16 protein-coding genes are annotated in these 16050 nt (G+C 62.2%); 7 read left to right on the top strand and 9 right to left on the bottom strand.

The genetic code is table 11. The features are described 5' to 3' along the window. The first annotated feature begins 7 nt into the window (after positions 1 to 7). Together ASD83_RS08950 and ASD83_RS08945 are read left to right on the top strand one after the other, a co-directional pair. Complete coding sequence (locus tag ASD83_RS08950) at positions 8 to 1672, top strand: ABC transporter ATP-binding protein (RefSeq protein ID WP_056310093.1); 1665 nt, start codon at positions 8 to 10, stop codon at positions 1670 to 1672. 20 nt (positions 1673 to 1692) lie between these two features. Further along, positions 1693 to 3060 (top strand): alpha-glucosidase/alpha-galactosidase, encoded by a 1368-nt coding sequence (locus ASD83_RS08945; RefSeq protein WP_056310091.1) that lies wholly within the window; start codon positions 1693 to 1695, stop codon positions 3058 to 3060. A gap of 423 nt (positions 3061 to 3483) precedes the next feature. Here the strand turns inward: ASD83_RS08945 and pth are convergent, their stop codons facing one another. The 6 genes from pth to lgt form a co-directional block, all read right to left on the bottom strand. Further along, positions 3484 to 4200 carry an aminoacyl-tRNA hydrolase gene (gene pth / locus ASD83_RS08940; RefSeq protein WP_056310089.1) on the bottom strand — a complete coding sequence of 239 codons (717 nt, stop codon included), beginning with the start codon at positions 4198 to 4200 and terminating at the stop codon, positions 3484 to 3486. A 173-nt stretch (positions 4201 to 4373) separates the two neighbouring features. Then, entirely contained in the window at positions 4374 to 4994 is a 621-nt protein-coding gene (locus ASD83_RS08935) for a 50S ribosomal protein L25/general stress protein Ctc (RefSeq protein ID WP_056310087.1), read from the bottom strand. 277 nt (positions 4995 to 5271) lie between these two features. After that, positions 5272 to 6204 (bottom strand): ribose-phosphate pyrophosphokinase, encoded by a 933-nt coding sequence (locus ASD83_RS08930; RefSeq protein WP_056310085.1) that lies wholly within the window; start codon positions 6202 to 6204, stop codon positions 5272 to 5274. A 118-nt stretch (positions 6205 to 6322) separates the two neighbouring features. Next, positions 6323 to 7084, bottom strand: a complete 762-nt coding sequence (gene pgeF, locus ASD83_RS08925) for a peptidoglycan editing factor PgeF (protein WP_056310083.1) — start codon at positions 7082 to 7084, stop codon at positions 6323 to 6325. Continuing rightward, positions 7081 to 8160, bottom strand: coding sequence for a class I SAM-dependent methyltransferase (locus ASD83_RS08920; RefSeq protein WP_056310081.1), 1080 nt, complete (start codon positions 8158 to 8160; stop codon positions 7081 to 7083). Before ASD83_RS08920 ends, pgeF begins: the two co-directional genes overlap by 4 nt. Positions 8161 to 8172: 12 nt before the next feature. Then, the gene (lgt, locus tag ASD83_RS08915) at positions 8173 to 9039 is read right to left on the bottom strand and encodes a prolipoprotein diacylglyceryl transferase (protein ID WP_244489131.1); all 867 of its coding nucleotides are present in this window, start codon (positions 9037 to 9039) and stop codon (positions 8173 to 8175) included. Between the two features lie 314 nt (positions 9040 to 9353). Between lgt and ASD83_RS08910 the strand changes: the two genes are divergently transcribed. Continuing rightward, complete coding sequence (locus ASD83_RS08910; protein ID WP_056310080.1) at positions 9354 to 9587, top strand: hypothetical protein; 234 nt, start codon at positions 9354 to 9356, stop codon at positions 9585 to 9587. Between the two features lie 18 nt (positions 9588 to 9605). Here the strand turns inward: ASD83_RS08910 and ASD83_RS08905 are convergent, their stop codons facing one another. Together ASD83_RS08905 and ASD83_RS08900 are read right to left on the bottom strand one after the other, a co-directional pair. Beyond that, entirely contained in the window at positions 9606 to 10655 is a 1050-nt protein-coding gene (locus ASD83_RS08905; RefSeq protein WP_156385895.1) for a phospho-N-acetylmuramoyl-pentapeptide-transferase, read from the bottom strand. Between the two features lie 81 nt (positions 10656 to 10736). Further along, positions 10737 to 11957: an MFS transporter gene (locus ASD83_RS08900; RefSeq protein WP_056310077.1), complete on the bottom strand. Its 1221-nt coding sequence runs from the start codon at positions 11955 to 11957 to the stop codon at positions 10737 to 10739. Positions 11958 to 12091: 134 nt separating this feature from the next. On the opposite strand from ASD83_RS08900, the gene ASD83_RS08895 reads away from it, so the two are divergent. The 3 genes from ASD83_RS08895 to ASD83_RS08885 all read left to right on the top strand — a co-directional run bounded on the left by ASD83_RS08895 (position 12092) and on the right by ASD83_RS08885 (position 14823). Then, on the top strand, positions 12092 to 12667 hold the full coding sequence (locus ASD83_RS08895) for a dihydrofolate reductase family protein (protein ID WP_056310075.1): 576 nt from the start codon (positions 12092 to 12094) through the stop codon (positions 12665 to 12667). A gap of 221 nt (positions 12668 to 12888) precedes the next feature. Further along, positions 12889 to 13794: an ABC transporter permease gene (locus ASD83_RS08890; protein ID WP_056310073.1), complete on the top strand. Its 906-nt coding sequence runs from the start codon at positions 12889 to 12891 to the stop codon at positions 13792 to 13794. An 18-nt stretch (positions 13795 to 13812) separates the two neighbouring features. Continuing rightward, positions 13813 to 14823 carry an ABC transporter substrate-binding protein gene (locus ASD83_RS08885; protein ID WP_056310071.1) on the top strand — a complete coding sequence of 337 codons (1011 nt, stop codon included), beginning with the start codon at positions 13813 to 13815 and terminating at the stop codon, positions 14821 to 14823. Between the two features lie 86 nt (positions 14824 to 14909). On the opposite strand, the gene ASD83_RS08880 is transcribed toward ASD83_RS08885, so the two are convergent. Continuing rightward, entirely contained in the window at positions 14910 to 15605 is a 696-nt protein-coding gene (locus tag ASD83_RS08880; RefSeq protein ID WP_056310069.1) for an outer membrane protein, read from the bottom strand. A gap of 193 nt (positions 15606 to 15798) precedes the next feature. Here ASD83_RS08880 and ASD83_RS08875 point away from each other — a divergent pair, with 193 nt between their 5' ends. Then, the gene (locus ASD83_RS08875) at positions 15799 to 16047 is read left to right on the top strand and encodes an accessory factor UbiK family protein (RefSeq protein ID WP_056312240.1); all 249 of its coding nucleotides are present in this window, start codon (positions 15799 to 15801) and stop codon (positions 16045 to 16047) included. Positions 16048 to 16050: the final 3 nt, after the last annotated feature.

Here is a 16050-nt window from a genome sequence, read left to right as displayed (position 1 = left end):
CGCGAAAATGACAACAAGCAATTTTGCGCCCGCTGAACGGCTTGATCTCGGATCGCATGGACGCGAACTGATCCTCGATGCTCGCAATGTCGCCGTTGACTTCAAGGTCGAGGGCGGGGTGGTGCAGGCGGTGAAGGATGTGTCGTTTCAACTGCATAAGGGCGAGACGATTGCGCTTGTGGGGGAGAGCGGCTCGGGTAAATCGGTGACGGCGCGCACGCTGATGAAGCTGCTGACCAAGCGCGCGACCATTGGCAAGAACACGCGGATTACGCTTTCGGGCAAGAATGTCGTTGGTATGACCGACCGCGACATGCGAAAACTGCGCGGCAATGACATTGCCATGATCTTTCAGGAGCCGATGAGCTCGCTGAACCCGGTCTATACGGTCGGTCAGCAGATTTGCGAGATCATCCATCTGCACAATCGCGTCTCCAAGCAGGAGGCGATGAAGCGGGCGGAGAAGCTGCTCGAAGAGGTGCAGATTCCTGAACCGCGCGCGCGGTTGAACAACTATCCGCACCAGCTTTCGGGCGGGCAGCGGCAGCGCGTGATGATCGCCATGGCGCTGGCGAACCGGCCGGATGTTCTTATCGCCGACGAGCCGACGACGGCGCTCGACGTGACGGTGCAGGCGCAAATCCTTAATCTGATCAAGGATTTGAAGGACAAGTATGGCATGGCGGTGATCCTGATCACCCATGACCTGACCGTGGTGCGGCAGTTTTCCGACTATGTCTATGTGATGCAGAACGGGGCTGTGCAGGAGCACAACGAGACCGAGGCGCTGTTTGCCAATCCGCAGCACGCCTATACGCGGCATCTGCTGGCGTCCGAACCCAAAGGCACGGCGCTGCCGCTCGAAGAGGGCGTGCACGAGACGGTGCTGGAGGGCAAGGAGGTGAAGGTCACCTATACGCTCAAGCGCGGCGGCATGTTCAATCCGGACTTTTTTGAACTGAAGGCCGTCGACAATCTCGACATCAAGCTGATGCGGCATGAAACGCTCGGGATCGTGGGCGAGAGCGGCTCGGGCAAGACCACGTTCGGGCAGGCGCTGATCCGGCTGATCGGCAATCAGGGCGGGCAAATCTTCTTTGATGGCGAACCGATCCATGACAAGGATCGCAAGGCGATGCGGCCGCTGCGGAGCCGGATGCAGATCGTGTTCCAGGACCCGTTTGCGAGCCTTAATCCGCGCATGTCGATCGGCCAGATCATCGAGGAAGGGCTGATCGTCAACGGGCTCGGGGCCAACCGCAATGAGCGGCTGGAGCGGGTGCGGCAGGCGCTGCGCGATGCGGGCATGCCGGACACTATTCTCAACCGCTTTCCGCATGAATTTTCGGGTGGGCAGCGCCAGCGTATCGCCATCGCAAGGGCAATTGCGCTCGAGCCCGAATTCATCCTCCTCGACGAGCCGACTTCGGCGCTCGACCTTTCGGTGCAGGCCCAGATCATCGATCTCTTGCGAAAACTGCAGAACGAGAAGGGCCTCTCCTATCTCTTCATTTCGCATGACCTGAAGGTCGTGCGGGCCCTTTGCCATCGGGTGATGGTGATGCAACACGGCAAGATCGTGGAGCAGGGGCCGGTCAACGAAGTTCTCACCAATCCCCAAACCGAATATACGGCCCGGCTTGTCCGCGCCGCATTCGAAATTGCTGCCTGACGACTGGAGTTTTTTACGACATGGCAAACCCAAAGATTACCTTCATCGGGGCTGGTTCCTCGGTGTTCATGAAGAATATCGTCGGCGATATTCTGCAGCGCCCGGCGCTGGCCGGCGCGCAGATCCGCCTGATGGACATCAATCCGACACGGCTTGAGGAAAGCGCCATCATCGCCAAGAAGCTGGTGGCAACGCTGGGCGTGCCGGCGACGGTGGAAACGTTCTCCAACCAGCGCCAGGCGCTGGACGGCACCAATTTCGTCGTCGTCTGCTTCCAGATCGGCGGCTATGAGCCTTCCACGGTCGTCGATTTCGACGTGCCCAAGAAGTACAATCTGCGCCAGACGATTGCCGATACGCTTGGCGTTGGCGGCATCATGCGTGGGCTGCGGACCGTGCCGCATTTGTGGAGCATTTGCGAGGATATGCTGCAAGTGGCGCCCGACGCGATCATGCTGCAATACGTCAACCCGATGGCGATAAATACCTGGGCGATCTCGGAAAAGTATCCGACGATCAAGCAGGTCGGCCTCTGCCACTCGGTGCAGGGCACGGCCATGGAATTGGCGCACGACCTCGACATTCCCTACGAGGAAATCCGCTATCGCTCGGCCGGTATCAACCACATGGCCTTCTATCTCAAGTTCGAGCACCGCCAGGCGGACGGGACCTACAAGGATCTCTATCCTGAACTGCACCGCGCCTATCGCGAGGGCCGTGCGCCGAAGCCCGGCTGGAACCCGCGCTGCCCGAACAAGGTGCGCTACGAGATGATGACGCGGCTTGGGTACTTTGTGACCGAGAGCTCGGAGCACTTTGCCGAATACACGCCCTATTTCATCAAGGAAGGGCGCGAGGATATCATCGAAAAATTCGGCATTCCGCTGGATGAATATCCCAAGCGCTGCGTCGAGCAGATCGCCAACTGGAAGCGCACTTCGGAAGAATACAAGAAGGCCGACCGGATCGAGGTCAAGCAGTCCAAGGAATATGCTTCGTCCATCGTCAACTCGGTCTGGACGGGCGAGCCTTCGGTGATTTATGGCAACCTCCGCAATAATGGGGTGATCACCTCGCTGCCGCATAATGCGGCGGTGGAAGTGCCTTGCCTTGTGGACGATAACGGGTTGCAGCCGACCTATATCGGCGAATTGCCGCCGCAGCTGACGGCGCTGATCCGCACCAATATCAATGTGCAGGAACTGACGGTTCGGGCGCTGATCGAGGAAAATCGCGAGCATATCTATCATGCCGCGATGATGGACCCGCATACGGCTGCGGAACTGGATCTGGATCAGATCTGGAATGTGGTGGATGATTTGCTCGAGGCTCACGGGACCATGTTGCCGGAATGGGCGCGGGGGCCGCGGAAGCAGCGGGTCGCTTAGGTCATGCGGTCAGTTGGCCATAGCGGTCTGCAAATGGCAGTCTTCTGCGCTTCCGGCGCTCACGTACTGATGTACGCTCCGCTCCGGGTCTCGAAGACCACCATTTTCGACTCGCTCTGACTCAACTGTCCATACAACCTACGAGCTGAGTTATGTGAGATTGAGGCCTCGGTGCGAAAACGCCGGGGCCTTTTTGCTCCGAAGACCTCATGGTGAGGTGCGGAGCGAAGCGCAGCCTCGAACCACGAGGGCGGGTGAGTGGAGGCTTCGTGCCACGCCCTCGTGGTTCGAGGCTTTGCTGCGCAAAGCGCCTCACCATGAGGGCTACTGAGGGATACCCCTCACCCTGATCAATTTGCTGAACGCAAAGTTGGTCTGTCCCTCTCCCTCAAGGGGCGAGGGGAGGCTCCGTGCGTGAGAGGGCTACTCGCCCTTGCCAAACAACTTGTTGAGCATGTCGGCCATGGGGCCGGACTTTGGCACGTCCACCTGGGGTTTGCTCTCGCGGGCCTGGCGGATGTGGCTTTGGGCTTTGGGGGCGGGGGAGGATTGGGGACCGCCGCCGCCGCCTTCGCCTCCCTTGGCTGATAGGGCCAGCTTGTTCATGAAGCCGGCGTCATCGCCCGCGAGTAGCATGCCGGCGTGGCGGCCGATGTCGTCGAGGAGGGGATCGAGCCAGGTCTTGTCGGCCTTGGCGAAGTCGCCGAGGACGTGGTGGGTGACGAATTCCTTGCCGGGGTGGCCGATGCCGAGGCGGACGCGTTTGTAGTCGAGGCCGATCTGCGGGTCGATGGAACGCAGACCATTGTGGCCGCCATTGCCGCCGCCCACTTTGACGCGGACTTTGCCGGGGGCGAGGTCGAGTTCGTCGTAGAAGACGATGATGTCGGCGGGGGTGATTTTGTAGAAGCTGGCGACCTTTTGCACGCTGTCGCCGGACTTGTTCATGAAAGTCTGGGGCTTGAGCAGCAGGACGCGCTCGGGGCCGATGCTGCCTTCGGCGATAAGGCCGGAATTCTTGGATTTCCAGCCGGAAATACCGTTGGCGCGCGCGATCGCGTCCACGGCCATGAAGCCGATATTGTGGCGATTGCCTTCATATTGGCCGCCCGGATTGCCCAGCCCGACAAGCAGTTTCATGGCGCGCTCTATTCAAAACAACGAGTAGGAAAGGGAATAGCCGTAGCTGCCTGCCGTGAGAAGCCCCGGTGCTTCAAAACGGAGATTCCCGCTTTCGCGGGAATGACACCGAGGGTGGAAAAGAAAAGGGGCGACCCGAAGGCCGCCCCTAAAACGTTTGGAAACGAAACCGATTACTCGGCGGTCGTTTCTTCTTCGGCAGCGGCGTCACCGCCGCTGGACTTCAGCGCGGAAGGAGCAACGATCGTGGCGATCGTCACGTCTTCTTCGTGGCTGTGGTCAGCAGCGCCCTTGGGCAGCTTGATGTTCGAGATGTGGACGGTGTCACCGATATCGAGGCCGGTCAGATCGACGGTCACGAATTCCGGGATGCTATCCGCAGAAACGGTCAGGTCGAGCGTGTGGTGCACGATGTTCAGCGTGCCGCCACGCTTCAGGCCGGGGCTGGCTTCTTCGTTTTCGAAGTGAACCGGAACCTGAACGTTGATCTTGGCGCCCTTGGCGACGCGCAGGAAGTCGATGTGGATCGGCTGATCCATGACGACGTCGAGCTGGTAATCGCGCGGGATGACCTTGTGGATCGTGCCATCGACGTCGAGGTCGAGCATGTGGGACTTGAAGCCACCGGCGTAGATGAACTTCAGCGCGTCCTTATAGGCCACGGAAACGGCGACGGGGGGCTTCTTGTCACCATAAATAACAGCGGGAACGAGTCCCTGACGACGAGCTTCGCGAGCGGCCCCCTTGCCCACTGCGTTACGCGCCTGTGCCTTGAGCACTTTGGTCTGAGCCATGGAAAGTATCCATTGGGTTGGTGTATGCGTCATCACAACAGCATACGCGCCCGTCCTCCAGGGGTGACGAGCGCTTCATGCGCCGGGCTATAGAGGAAAGGGGGAGTGGGGGCAAGGGATTCTGGGGGATGCGGCGGGATTTGTGCGCGCCACACCCCCTCCCAACCTCCCCCATCAAGGGGGAGGTGTTGCATTGAGTTTGGGGCCACATCCCGTCAGGAACGCCGGCATGCACCTCCCCCTTGATGGGGGAGGTTGGGAGGGGGGGCCTTAAGCTTTAGTCGAAGAGGCTAGATACGCTCTGCTCGCTGGCGGTGCGGGCGATGGCTTCGCCGATCAGGGGGGCGATGGTGATGCGGCGGATATTGGGGGCGGCCTTGGTGGCGGCGGTGTCTTCGATGGAGTCGGTGACCACCAGCTCCTTGAGCTTGCTGGCGGCGATGCGCTCGGAGGCGCCTTCGGAGAGAACGCCGTGGGTGATATAGGCGGAAACCTCGTTGGCGCCGGCTTTAAGTAGCGCGTCGGCGGCGTTTACGAGCGTGCCGCCGCTATCGACGATGTCGTCGATGAGGATGCAGGATTTGCCGGACACGTCGCCGATGATGTTCATCACTTCGGACACGCCTGCCTTGGGGCGGCGCTTGTCGACGATGGCGAGATCGGTGCCGAGGCGCTGGGCCACGGCGCGGGCGCGGGCCACGCCGCCGACGTCCGGCGAGACGATCATGGTGTTGTCGAGCTTATAGTTGTCGAGAATGTCGCGCGTGATGATCGGCGCGGCGTAGAGATTGTCGGTCGGGATATCGAAGAAGCCCTGGATCTGGGCGGCGTGCAGATCGAGCGTGATGACGCGATTGACGCCGGCTTCGGTGATCAGGTTGGACACCAGCTTGGCCGAAATCGGGGTGCGGCCGGCGGCGCGGCGGTCCTGACGGGCATAGCCGAAATAGGGGAGGACCGCGGTGATCCGGCGGGCCGAGGACCGGCGCAGGGCGTCGGTCAGGATCAGCAGTTCCATCAGATTGTCATTGGCCGGGTAGCTGGTCGACTGCAGCACGAAGACGTCTTCGCCACGAACGTTTTCGTGGATCTCGACGTAAACTTCCTTGTCTGCGAAGCGCTTGACCGTGCAATCGGTCAGGGGGAGCTCAAGATAGCTGGCGACGGCTTGGGCGAGGGCACGATTGGAGTTGCCAGTCACCAGTTTCATTGGGCGATCCTGTCTCAACCAGTCCCCGGGGAGGAGGGACCTTCCAGTTTCGCGGGCAGCTTTATCGAGTCATTTTTATGACTGCAACGCCCCATTGGTCTCATGCGTAAATTAAGGGCTAAGCGAGGCCGATGACGGCGATCTGGCGACCGGTCCTCGTTTGCTGGTGCGTGGCGTAGCGGTGGGAGAAAAAGCGGGCGGGATCGGCATAGGTGCAGAGGGCCGTATCGGTGACTTCGGCGAGACCGAGGGCGCGGGCTTCGGCGGCGAGATAGCCGGGGAGGTCGAAGTGGGGTTTTCCGTTGGGCGGTGTGTGGAAGGCGGGTTCGGCCTTCGCATTTTGATTCAAGGCGTCGGCCTTAAACTGTTCGCCGACTTCGTAATTCTGCTGGCTGATGGTGGGGCCGATGGCGAGCTGGATGCGGCGGCGCTGGGCGCCCAGCGCTTCCATGGCGGCGACGGTGTTTTCCAAAATGCCATCGACGGCACCGCGCCAACCGGCATGGGCGGCGCCGACGATGCCGGCGTGGCGGTCGAGGAAGAGGAGGGGGGAGCAGTCGGCGGTGAGGATGCCGAGGAGCACGTCGGCGCGGCGGGTCACGATCGCGTCAGCTTCGATGGTGCGGTCGGGGATAGCGCCGGCTTCGACGGTGATGACGCGGTTGGAGTGGACCTGTTTGAGGGTGACAAGCGGCGCGCCGCCGAGGGTTTTGGCGACGAGGGCGCGGTTTTCTTCGACGGCTTCGGGGGTGTCTCCGACGGTTTGGGAGACGTTGAGGCCGGCGAAATCGCCTGACGAAACGCCGCCGTGGCGGCCGAAAAAGCCGTGGTGGACGACGCCGGTGTCGGTGAGTGACTGGACGGAGGCGAAGTCGATCATGCGGTGAAACCCGGCGGGGTCAGGCCGGGGGAGTGGGCACAGAAGACTTTGAAGAGCTCGCCCATCTGGTCTTTGCCGGTGAGGCGATCCCTGGCGGTGCGAATGTCTTCGGCGGAGCCGGGATTGGCGCCGGAAAGGGCGTTGGCGCGTTCGGCGATGCCGAGGCGTGTGAGAAATTCGCCTTGTGTGGCAAGGGGTTGGGCTGTGAGGCCGATTTCTTGAGTCACGGCGCCGAGGGCGCCGAAATCGACGTGGGCGGAGAGGTCGGTTTCGCCTGGCGCTTCGAGGACGTCTGCATAGGCGTGGTTTCTAACGCCCTGGAGCGTGTCGCCGGTCTGGGTGCGGGCGTAACCGTAATCGATAGCGAGCACGCTACCGCCTTGTTTTGCCACCATTTTTGCGAGGCGCGACATGACTTCGCTGCCAGCGAAGCAGACTTCGAAGAGGCTGTCGGGCTCGGCATTGGCGACCGCGGTGGGCATGGCGTCATTGGGGATCGGCGTGGGGGAAAGGCCGAAGGCGCGCTTGCCATCGACGAGGCCGACCTGGCGCTCGTGCCAGCCGTCGGTTTTGCGGACGAACTGGCGAATGGGGAGGGCATCGAAGAATTCGTTGGCGACGACGAGGATGGGGCCGTCTTCAAATTTCTCAAAGTTTTCAAGCCATTGCGGCTCGTAGCTTTCGAGGCGATTCCGCTGTTCGACGGTAAGAGCGGGGTTGGTTTCGAAGAGCTTTAATTTGAGGCCATCGCGGAAACCGGGGGCGCGGCAGGCGACGCGGAGGATGTCGGCCATGAGCGTGCCGCGGCCCGGCCCGAGTTCGACGAGGTTAAAACTCTTGGGCTCGTCCATCTGTTGCCAGACGCTGACGAGGTGAAAACCGATAAGCTCTCCAAACATCTGGGAAATTTCGGGCGCGGTGATGAAGTCACCCTTGGCGCCGAGGGGATCGGCACCCTTGTAATAGCCCTTGGTCGGATGGGTGAGGCAGAGGCCCATATAGGTCGCGACGGACATGGGGCCGCTGGTGGTGATCTGGAGGTCGATCTGCTGTGAAAGTGTTAGCGGACTGTTCACGTTGAGAACCTCCTAGGGACGCAATTGGTTAACAGGGCGCGTCAGCGCGAAAATGACGAGGATCAGACCGCCGAGAAGAATGGGGAGACTGAGGATCTGACCCATGGTGAGCCAGCCGCCATAGAGGTAGCCGAGCTGCTGATCGGGGAGGCGAACGAATTCGACGAGGATGCGCGACAGCGAATAGCCGATGGCGAAAATGCCGGCGACGAGGCCGGGTTTGCGCAGGGCATAGAAGACGTGGGTGGCGAGGCGGATGATCAGGAAGAGGAGGAAGCCTTCGAGCGCTGCTTCATAAAGCTGGCTCGGGTGGCGGGCGACCTGCAGGGGATCGGTGGGGAAGACGACGCCCCAGGGTAGGGTGGTCGGCGCGCCGTAGAGTTCGGCATTGATGAAATTGGCGATGCGGCCGAGGAAAATGCCGATGGTGGCGACGGCGCCGAGAAGATCGAGCGCCGAGAGCCAATTGCCGCCCTTGGAGCGGGTGAAGAGGATGCCGGCGAGCATCAGGCCGAGCATGCCGCCGTGATAGGACATGCCGCCATCGAGCGTGTTGATGATCTCGAGCGGGTTCGCGAGGTAATAGGGCAGGTTGTAGAACAGCACGTAGCCGACGCGGCCGCCGATGACGATGGCGAGCATGGTCCAGAAGGCAAAGTCCCAGATGTCCTTGGCGGGGAAGGGCGGCGCGCCCTTGTGCCAGAGGCGCTCGTTGCGCAGCAGCAGATAGCCGTAGGCAGCGCCGAGCAGCACGCCGCAGAGATAGGCGAGCGCATACCAGCGGATGGCGACGGGGCCGATGGCGAAAGCGATTGGGTCGATATTGGGGAAGGGCAAGGGTTGTCCTTTTGCCGGCTCGGCCAGTTCAGCCTGTTCCAAATTCTACTGCGGCGGTCATCTGGCGGCGTTTTCTGCGCTTCCGGTGCTCACGTGCTGATGGACGCTGCGCTCCGGTTCTCGAAAACACTGCCATCTGAATCGCCGCAGCGAATATCAAAACAGGCTCTCAGGGTGTTGCCATTTCCGTAGCGTTTAGGTGGGGTCGCTCGCAAGAGGGGAGTTGTACAAAGGGGCGTGTGGGTGGGAAAGCCGCGCTCCTGCGCCCCTATGGTCGATCACGCTGGATAAGCCGGTTTTATCGGCCCGGGCATTTGCTTTCGTGGTATGCCGCCGTCCAACAACAAGGATGGACCATGCCAACGCTGTATTTCGTTCAGGGCTTTCGGCAGAAGGGGCGCAAGCTTGAGCCCGATCAACCTCAGGCTCACAAGTCTGCGGAAGCCGCGATTGCTTCGGCAGAGCGGATCGCGCCGTCGCGCGCCGGCATCTGGGCCTATTCGGCCGATGTCGATGTGGAAGCCGACACCTATGATGAGCCCAAGGTGCTGTTCAAGGCCGGGACGCTGCCGCCGGGCCTTGCAGACTAGGGGCGCGAAAGCGGCGGGTTATCGGACTTTTAGCAGCAAAGCATAGAGAAGCGCCGACAGGATCAGATGCGCGATGACGAAGCGCATCAGGACCTGTGAGCCGGTCCAGCCCACTTCCTTGCGGAAATGATCGTGCAATGGAAAGCGGATGCGGCCGAAGACCAGGATACGGAAAAAGCGCTTCAGGGCGACTTTGGCGATGCCGGTACCGCCATTGGCGAGGATGACGAAGCCGACGATGACGATGAGAAAGACATTGTGGCTGGCGCAGACCAGCACGCCGAGCAGCAGGCCAAGAGGGCGGGAGCCGGCGTCGCCCATCAGCACCGTGCTGGGCGGCGCATTGTGCCAGAGATAGCCGGCGACACAGCCGACCATGATGAAGGCCAGGCTGGCCCACATGCCGCTGCGAGGATCATAGGGGATGAGCAGGTAATCCGCCGTCGCCCTGTCGCCGACCACGCCATAGAGAAGGAAAGCGAGGAACACGAGCGAGACGGTGCTGAGGCTGCCCGAGAGGCCATCCACGCCATCGCTGCAATTGGTGGCGTTGATCGAAATCCAGATCACGCCGGCAAAGAGCAGAAAGGTGACGAAGGGCGGTAGCAGGAAGGAGCCGCTGACCAGCGGGAACCAGAGCGCGATGGGTTCGCCGCCGCTCATCAGCAGCCAGGCAGAGAGGCAGGCGGCAAGAAGATCGAAGAAGGCCAGCTTGTATTCCGAGAGGCCACCCGTCGCGTCATCGACCAGTCCGACGGCTGAGGCCAGCAAGGCAATGGCGACGAACAGCAGAATATCGAAACGCCAGGGGACAAAGAGAAAAACCGAAAGAGCGAAGACGCAGACGAAGAAAAACCCCGCGCCCATGGGTTTGCCCACGCTCTTTTCGGCATCCACGGCAAAGGCCCGACCCTTATCTCGGGGCAAGAGCGCGGCGATGCGCGGAATGCCGAGAACGGTGAGGAGAAAACCGGTGCAGGCGCCCAGCGCGATCAGCAGCATGTCCGAGCGGAGCAGGCGAAAGGCGCCTATTGCGGCCGACAGGGTATCGGATATCCAGGGAAACAAGCAGGCGACTCCTTCGCAAGACAAGGCGAGGCTGCACCAGGAGTGCCCTTTCGTCCAGCGGGGGGGGGATGAGGCGTTGCTTTAGCTGACGGCGAACTTCATTGCGCGGAAGCGGGAGATTACCGCGGGGGACAGGGTGGCCAAGGCATAGAGGGCCGCTGTGATGCCGAGGGCGGTGAGAATGCCGGCGATGTCGGTGAGGAGGCCCGCATAGATGCCGCCAAAGGGAATGAGCACCCAGGTGAGCGAGCCGACCAATGCGATCACGCGGCCCATGGCGGCCTTTGGAATGCGCTCGAAGAGCATGGCGCCGATGATGGGATTGAGGAAACCGGCCGCGAAACCGCAGACGGGGAGAATCGAGACGATCAGCCACAAGGGCGGGCTGAAGGCGAGCGTCGCCATGGGGACGGGGCCGGCGAAGGTGAAGCCGATCAGATACATGAGAAGCCGGGGAAGGCGTTCGGCAAAGAAGGCGCCGGACGCTGCACCGGCAATGGCCGCGCCGGAAAAGATGGCGAGGAGAATGCCGACCCAGCTGGCGTCGAGGCCGGAGGAGCGCACCCAGACGGGCAGGAGAACCGTGGCATAGGCCTGGTCGAAGAGCCCGACAAAGGCGAGCGTCACCACGAGGGTAACGAGGATCGGATCGCGGCTGAAGGTGGCCCAGCCTTCGGACATCTGGGAGAGGTAGTTTTGCGGGGCAGGGCCGGTCTCCGGCTGCGTGGTGGCGGCGGCGCGCATGCCGATTGTCAGGGCCAGGGCCGAGACGATGAAGGCGACGGCATTGGCGAGGAGGGCGGGGCCGGAGCCGAGGAGGGCGATCAACATGCCGGCGCCAGCGGCGCCGAGCGTGCCGGCGAGACGATCGCTGGTGCCGAGAATGCCGGTGACGCGCTCGAGGGAGAGCTTGCCCTCCTCCGCCACGACCGGAACCAGCGCCTGCTTGGCGGCGTCGGACGGGGCGCGGAGAACGCCCAGCAAGGCAACTGCCGGGAGAAGCAGCCAGAAGGACAGGATGCCGAACCAATAGAGCAGCGGAATGATGCTGACGGCGGCAGCGGAGAGACAGTCGCACCAGATGGAGATGCGCCGCGCTCCGATGCGGTCGATGAAGGGGCCACTGAGCGCTTTGGCCAAGACATAGGGCAGCATTTCGGCGAGACCGGCGAGGCCAGTCAAAACCGGGCTATTGGTGGTTGAGAGCACCAGCCAGGGAATGGCGATCGCGGACAGTCGCGTGCCGCCGATGGATCCGACCGTAGCAATGGCCAATGCTACCAGTGGCGTCTGCTGCTTCATGCGTCCACTTTCACTCCCGCAAGATTGGCGGGAGTTTGCTTTGCGGCCCGCGATCTGTCGAGAGCGCGGAGGGGCCCTTTCGTCCAGCGGGGCTGGGTCTTTTCAAAAGGGGCTGGCTGTGGGAGGCTCGTTTTATGCGACCGCTGCGATATTCGATCAATGTCACCCTTGATGGGTGTTGCGACCATGAGGCGATGATCCCGGATGAGGAGCTTCATCGCCGGGCGGCGGCGTTTATTGCGCGGGCGGATGCGCTGATTTTCGGGCGCATTACCTATCAGTTGATGGAGGCCGGCTGGCGGTCGCTGGCGGAAGGTGGGGCGCGGCCGGATTGGGTGGCGGACTGGATGGTGCCGTTCGCCGAGACCATTCACGCGGCGAAGAAATATGTGGTTTCCGACACGCTCGAAACCGTGGACTGGAATGCGGAAATCGTGCGTGTCGCGGATATTGAAAAGACGGTTCGGGCCTTGCGGGAGCGGCCGGGTGAGGGACTGGCGACGGGTGGCGTGATGCTGCCGCAGGCGCTGGCGGAGCTGGGGCTGATCGATGAATACGAATTCGTGGTGCATCCCCGGGTGGCCGGGCATGGACGGACGTTGTTTTCGGGGCTGTCGAAGCCGCTGGACCTGAGGCTGGTGGATCGGCTGGACTATGGCTCGGGCGCGGTGGCGATGCGCTATGTGCCGCGGGGCAATGACGGCATTTAATATGCCGGGTTTGCATGCTGGGTGCCACGCCCTCGTGGTTCGAGGCTTCGCTTCGCTGCGCACCTCACCATGAGGGCTACTGGGGGCTTGATGCCCGGGGTGACAGCCGGGGGCGAAATGCGGCACAAATTGTTACACCTGGGCGGTGGAACCTCTCATATTTGACAGTGCCACCTTGCACTCCTATCAGGCGGGGTAAATGCGTTTGTCGCCTGGGAGGGGTGGCAGATAATGTCCGCGCCGTGCGGCAGAAATGGCTGGCTTTGGCAGACGAAGAAACCCGCTCGCAGACCGGTCGTGACAATGCGCGGGAGCGTGGCGGGCTGCGCGGCAGCTTGCGGGAGCTTGCGGAGGCCTGGCAGGAAACGGGCGGCTGGCTGCGGGGCGTACGCGCCGAAACCTGGATCGTGCTCGGCCTTGTCGTCGGCCTGCTGGGGTTCTGGGAATGGGTGGCGGGACACTATCCCGAGGCCATTATCCCCTCGATCGGCGAGACGGCCGGCGCGCTTTTCAAGATGATGCAGGATACGCGGCGCGACTATTTCAACGCGGTCGGCAGCACGGTGCAGATTTACTATTCCGGGCTTGGGCTCGCTGTGGTGCTGGGCTGGAGCACGGCGGTGCTGATGGGGCTGGTGCCGCTCTTTGGGCGGGTGATGAAGGTCATTCTCGACTTTTTCGCCAATATTCCGATCATCGCCTTCATGCCGCTGTTCGTGGCGCTGCTGGGGTTGGGGCCTTTGGCCAAGATCGTCGTGGTGATGCTCGCCGCGTTCATCGTCATCACGACGACGGCGCAGGCGGCGTTCGAGGGCGTGGGCAGGGGCGATGAAGAGGCGGCCATGGGGCTGGGGGCGTCTCGCCTGCAGGCGCAGGTGCGGGTCGTTTGGCCACAGGTTTTGCCGCAGATGATCGCGGGGCTGCGTCTGGGCGCGGCGCAGGCGCTGACGGCGTGCATTATCGCCGAAATCTATACGGCAATGACCGGGCTCGGCGGGCTGATCGTCGGCTATGGCGCCTCGTTCAATATGCCCCGCTATTTCGTCACCGTGCTGACGGCGCTCGCTATCGGCAGCGCCACATCGGCGGTATTGCGGCATCTGGAGCGGCGCTTTGCCATTCCCTGACTTGATTGGAGCGACAAGATGAAGATCACCTACATCGCTATTGCCATGGTGTTGGCAGGTCTTTCGCTGGTGCCGGTGGCAGCGGCGCCGTTTCGCATTATCGTCACCTCGACGGAGGTGCCGCTGGTGCCCAATTCGGTGCTGCATCTGGCACTGAGCGAGGGGTATTTCGAGCGGGCGGGGGTCGAAGTGGAACTGGTGCCGGCGGCGCAGACGCCGATGGCGATCACGGCGCTGCTGACGGGTGGCGGCGAGATGGCCAATATTTCGGTCGAGGCACTGCTGGGGCTTTATGCGCGGGGCGACAAGAGCCTTGTGGCTGTCGGTTCGACCGACAAGGCCATTCCCTATATTATTGCGGCGCGGGATGGCGTGAGCTTCGACAGCCTCAGCAATGGTACCTTTGGGGTCGGGCGGGAGAACAGCCTCGACTATACGCTGTCGCGGCTGGTGCTACAGAGTCGGGGCACCAGGATCGAAGAGATGACCTATGTGCCGCTTGGCGATCCGGCGGTGCGGGCGCAGGCACTGGCGCAGGGGCGGGTCGATGCCACGACCATGTCGATCGGGGTGTTTCTGGCCATGCCGGATCGCACGGGGCTCGATATTCTCGTCGATGCCGCGGAGTTTTATCGCGCGGCGCCGGTGCTGACCAAGGTCAATGTCGTTTCGGCCGGGGTATTGAAGGATCGCGCCGGCGAAGTCGATGCGGTGCTGGAGGCGTTGACGCTGGCGGCGCGCGATTTTGCGGGCGATCCGCAGCTTTGGGTGGAGGCGATGGCGCGGGCGCGACCCGATGTGGCGCCGGAAACACTGGCGGAACTGTCCGGGCTTTATGCCAAGAGCTGGACCGTCAATGGAGGGCTGCAACTGAGCGACGCGAACTATACCCAGACCTGGTTCGAGGAGAGTGGCTCGCTGGGGGCGGATGTGAAGATCCCGGTGCGGTTCTGGACGCGGTTTGAGCCGATGGATCGGGTGCTGGAAAAGATTGGTGTGTCCGAGGCGGGGGATGCGGTGACGCGGTAGGTGTTGAGCCCGTGGGTCGATGCACTGGAGTGTCACCCCGGCTTTGGGGCCGGGATGACAGCGGGTGGGTTTAGGCGGAACGTGCTCTAGAAGTGGTAGTTCACGCCGAGGCGGAAGATGTGGTTGGTGGTGGTCAGGTCGGAGGCCTGGACGCTGGAGAGTGTGCCGATGGGGGCTTGCAGGCCGCCGAGGCTGACATAGCTGTATTCGGCCTTGACGGTGATGGCGTCGCTGACGAAGGCTTCGATGCCGGCGCCGACAGTCCAGCCACCCATTGTGCCCGCAAAAGTGTTGGTCTGGGCCGGGGCGGCAGGGGTGACGTTGGCCGTGGTGTTGCCGGCAGCAAAACCGGCGGTGCCGAAGAACAGGACGCGGTCCACGGCGAAGCCGGCGCGGCCCTTGATCGTGCCCAGCCAATCGAGTTGGCCCTGGCAATTATAGGCCGGGTTTGCGGCGCAGACTGCGGTGCCGGTTGCGCCGGTCCAGGCGATGTCGCCTTCGAGGCCGAGTACGATGCGATCGAATTGCGCATTGAAGCCCAGGGTGCCGCCGATCAGGCCGCCTGAGACCGGAACATTGGTGGTGACGCCGGTGACCGCGCCGACGGACTTGGCTTCGCCGCCGATGTAACCGGCATTGAGGCCTGCATAAAGGCCCGACCAATCAAAACCGGCATCAGGAATGACCAGCGGAGCCGGATGGCCGAGAACCAGATCGGCGCCATGGGCGGCGCCTAACGATATAAAAGAAGCGGCTAATGCCGCCAGAAATGTACTTTTCATCGTGCCCCCTTGAATTTTCAGATGAAAACAAATCAAGCAAGACAACAGTAGTATATGGTTAATGGTTAGGCAACGTGGCTGGTTTTACTGAAGTTCGGCCCGAAATGCCCCGCGGCCTCTCACCGCACTGGTCAAGCGCGGAGGGCTGGCTTACATAGAAGCCAGACGCGCAACCCAAGAGTTGGAAAAAGCCATGAACCAGAGCAGCAAGATTTTTGATGGCCTTGGCCGGATCATGAACGAGGCTGCGGGCGTGGCCGATGGCGTGCGCCGAGAAGTGGAAACCGTCGCCAAATCGCAGGCCCAGCGGATCGTTGCCGATATGGAACTGGTCAAGCGCGAGGATTTTGACGCGCTGCGCGAGCTGGTGCAGGTGCAGGGCGAAGAGATCGACGCGTTGCGCACAGAACTGGCTGCGCTCAAGGCCGCAAAAACCGCATAAAAC

Origin of the sequence: Devosia sp. Root685, assembly GCF_001427875.1 — a bacterium.
Classification (GTDB): Bacteria; Pseudomonadota; Alphaproteobacteria; order Rhizobiales; family Devosiaceae; genus Devosia.
This window is presented reverse-complemented; position numbering and strand designations above follow the sequence as displayed.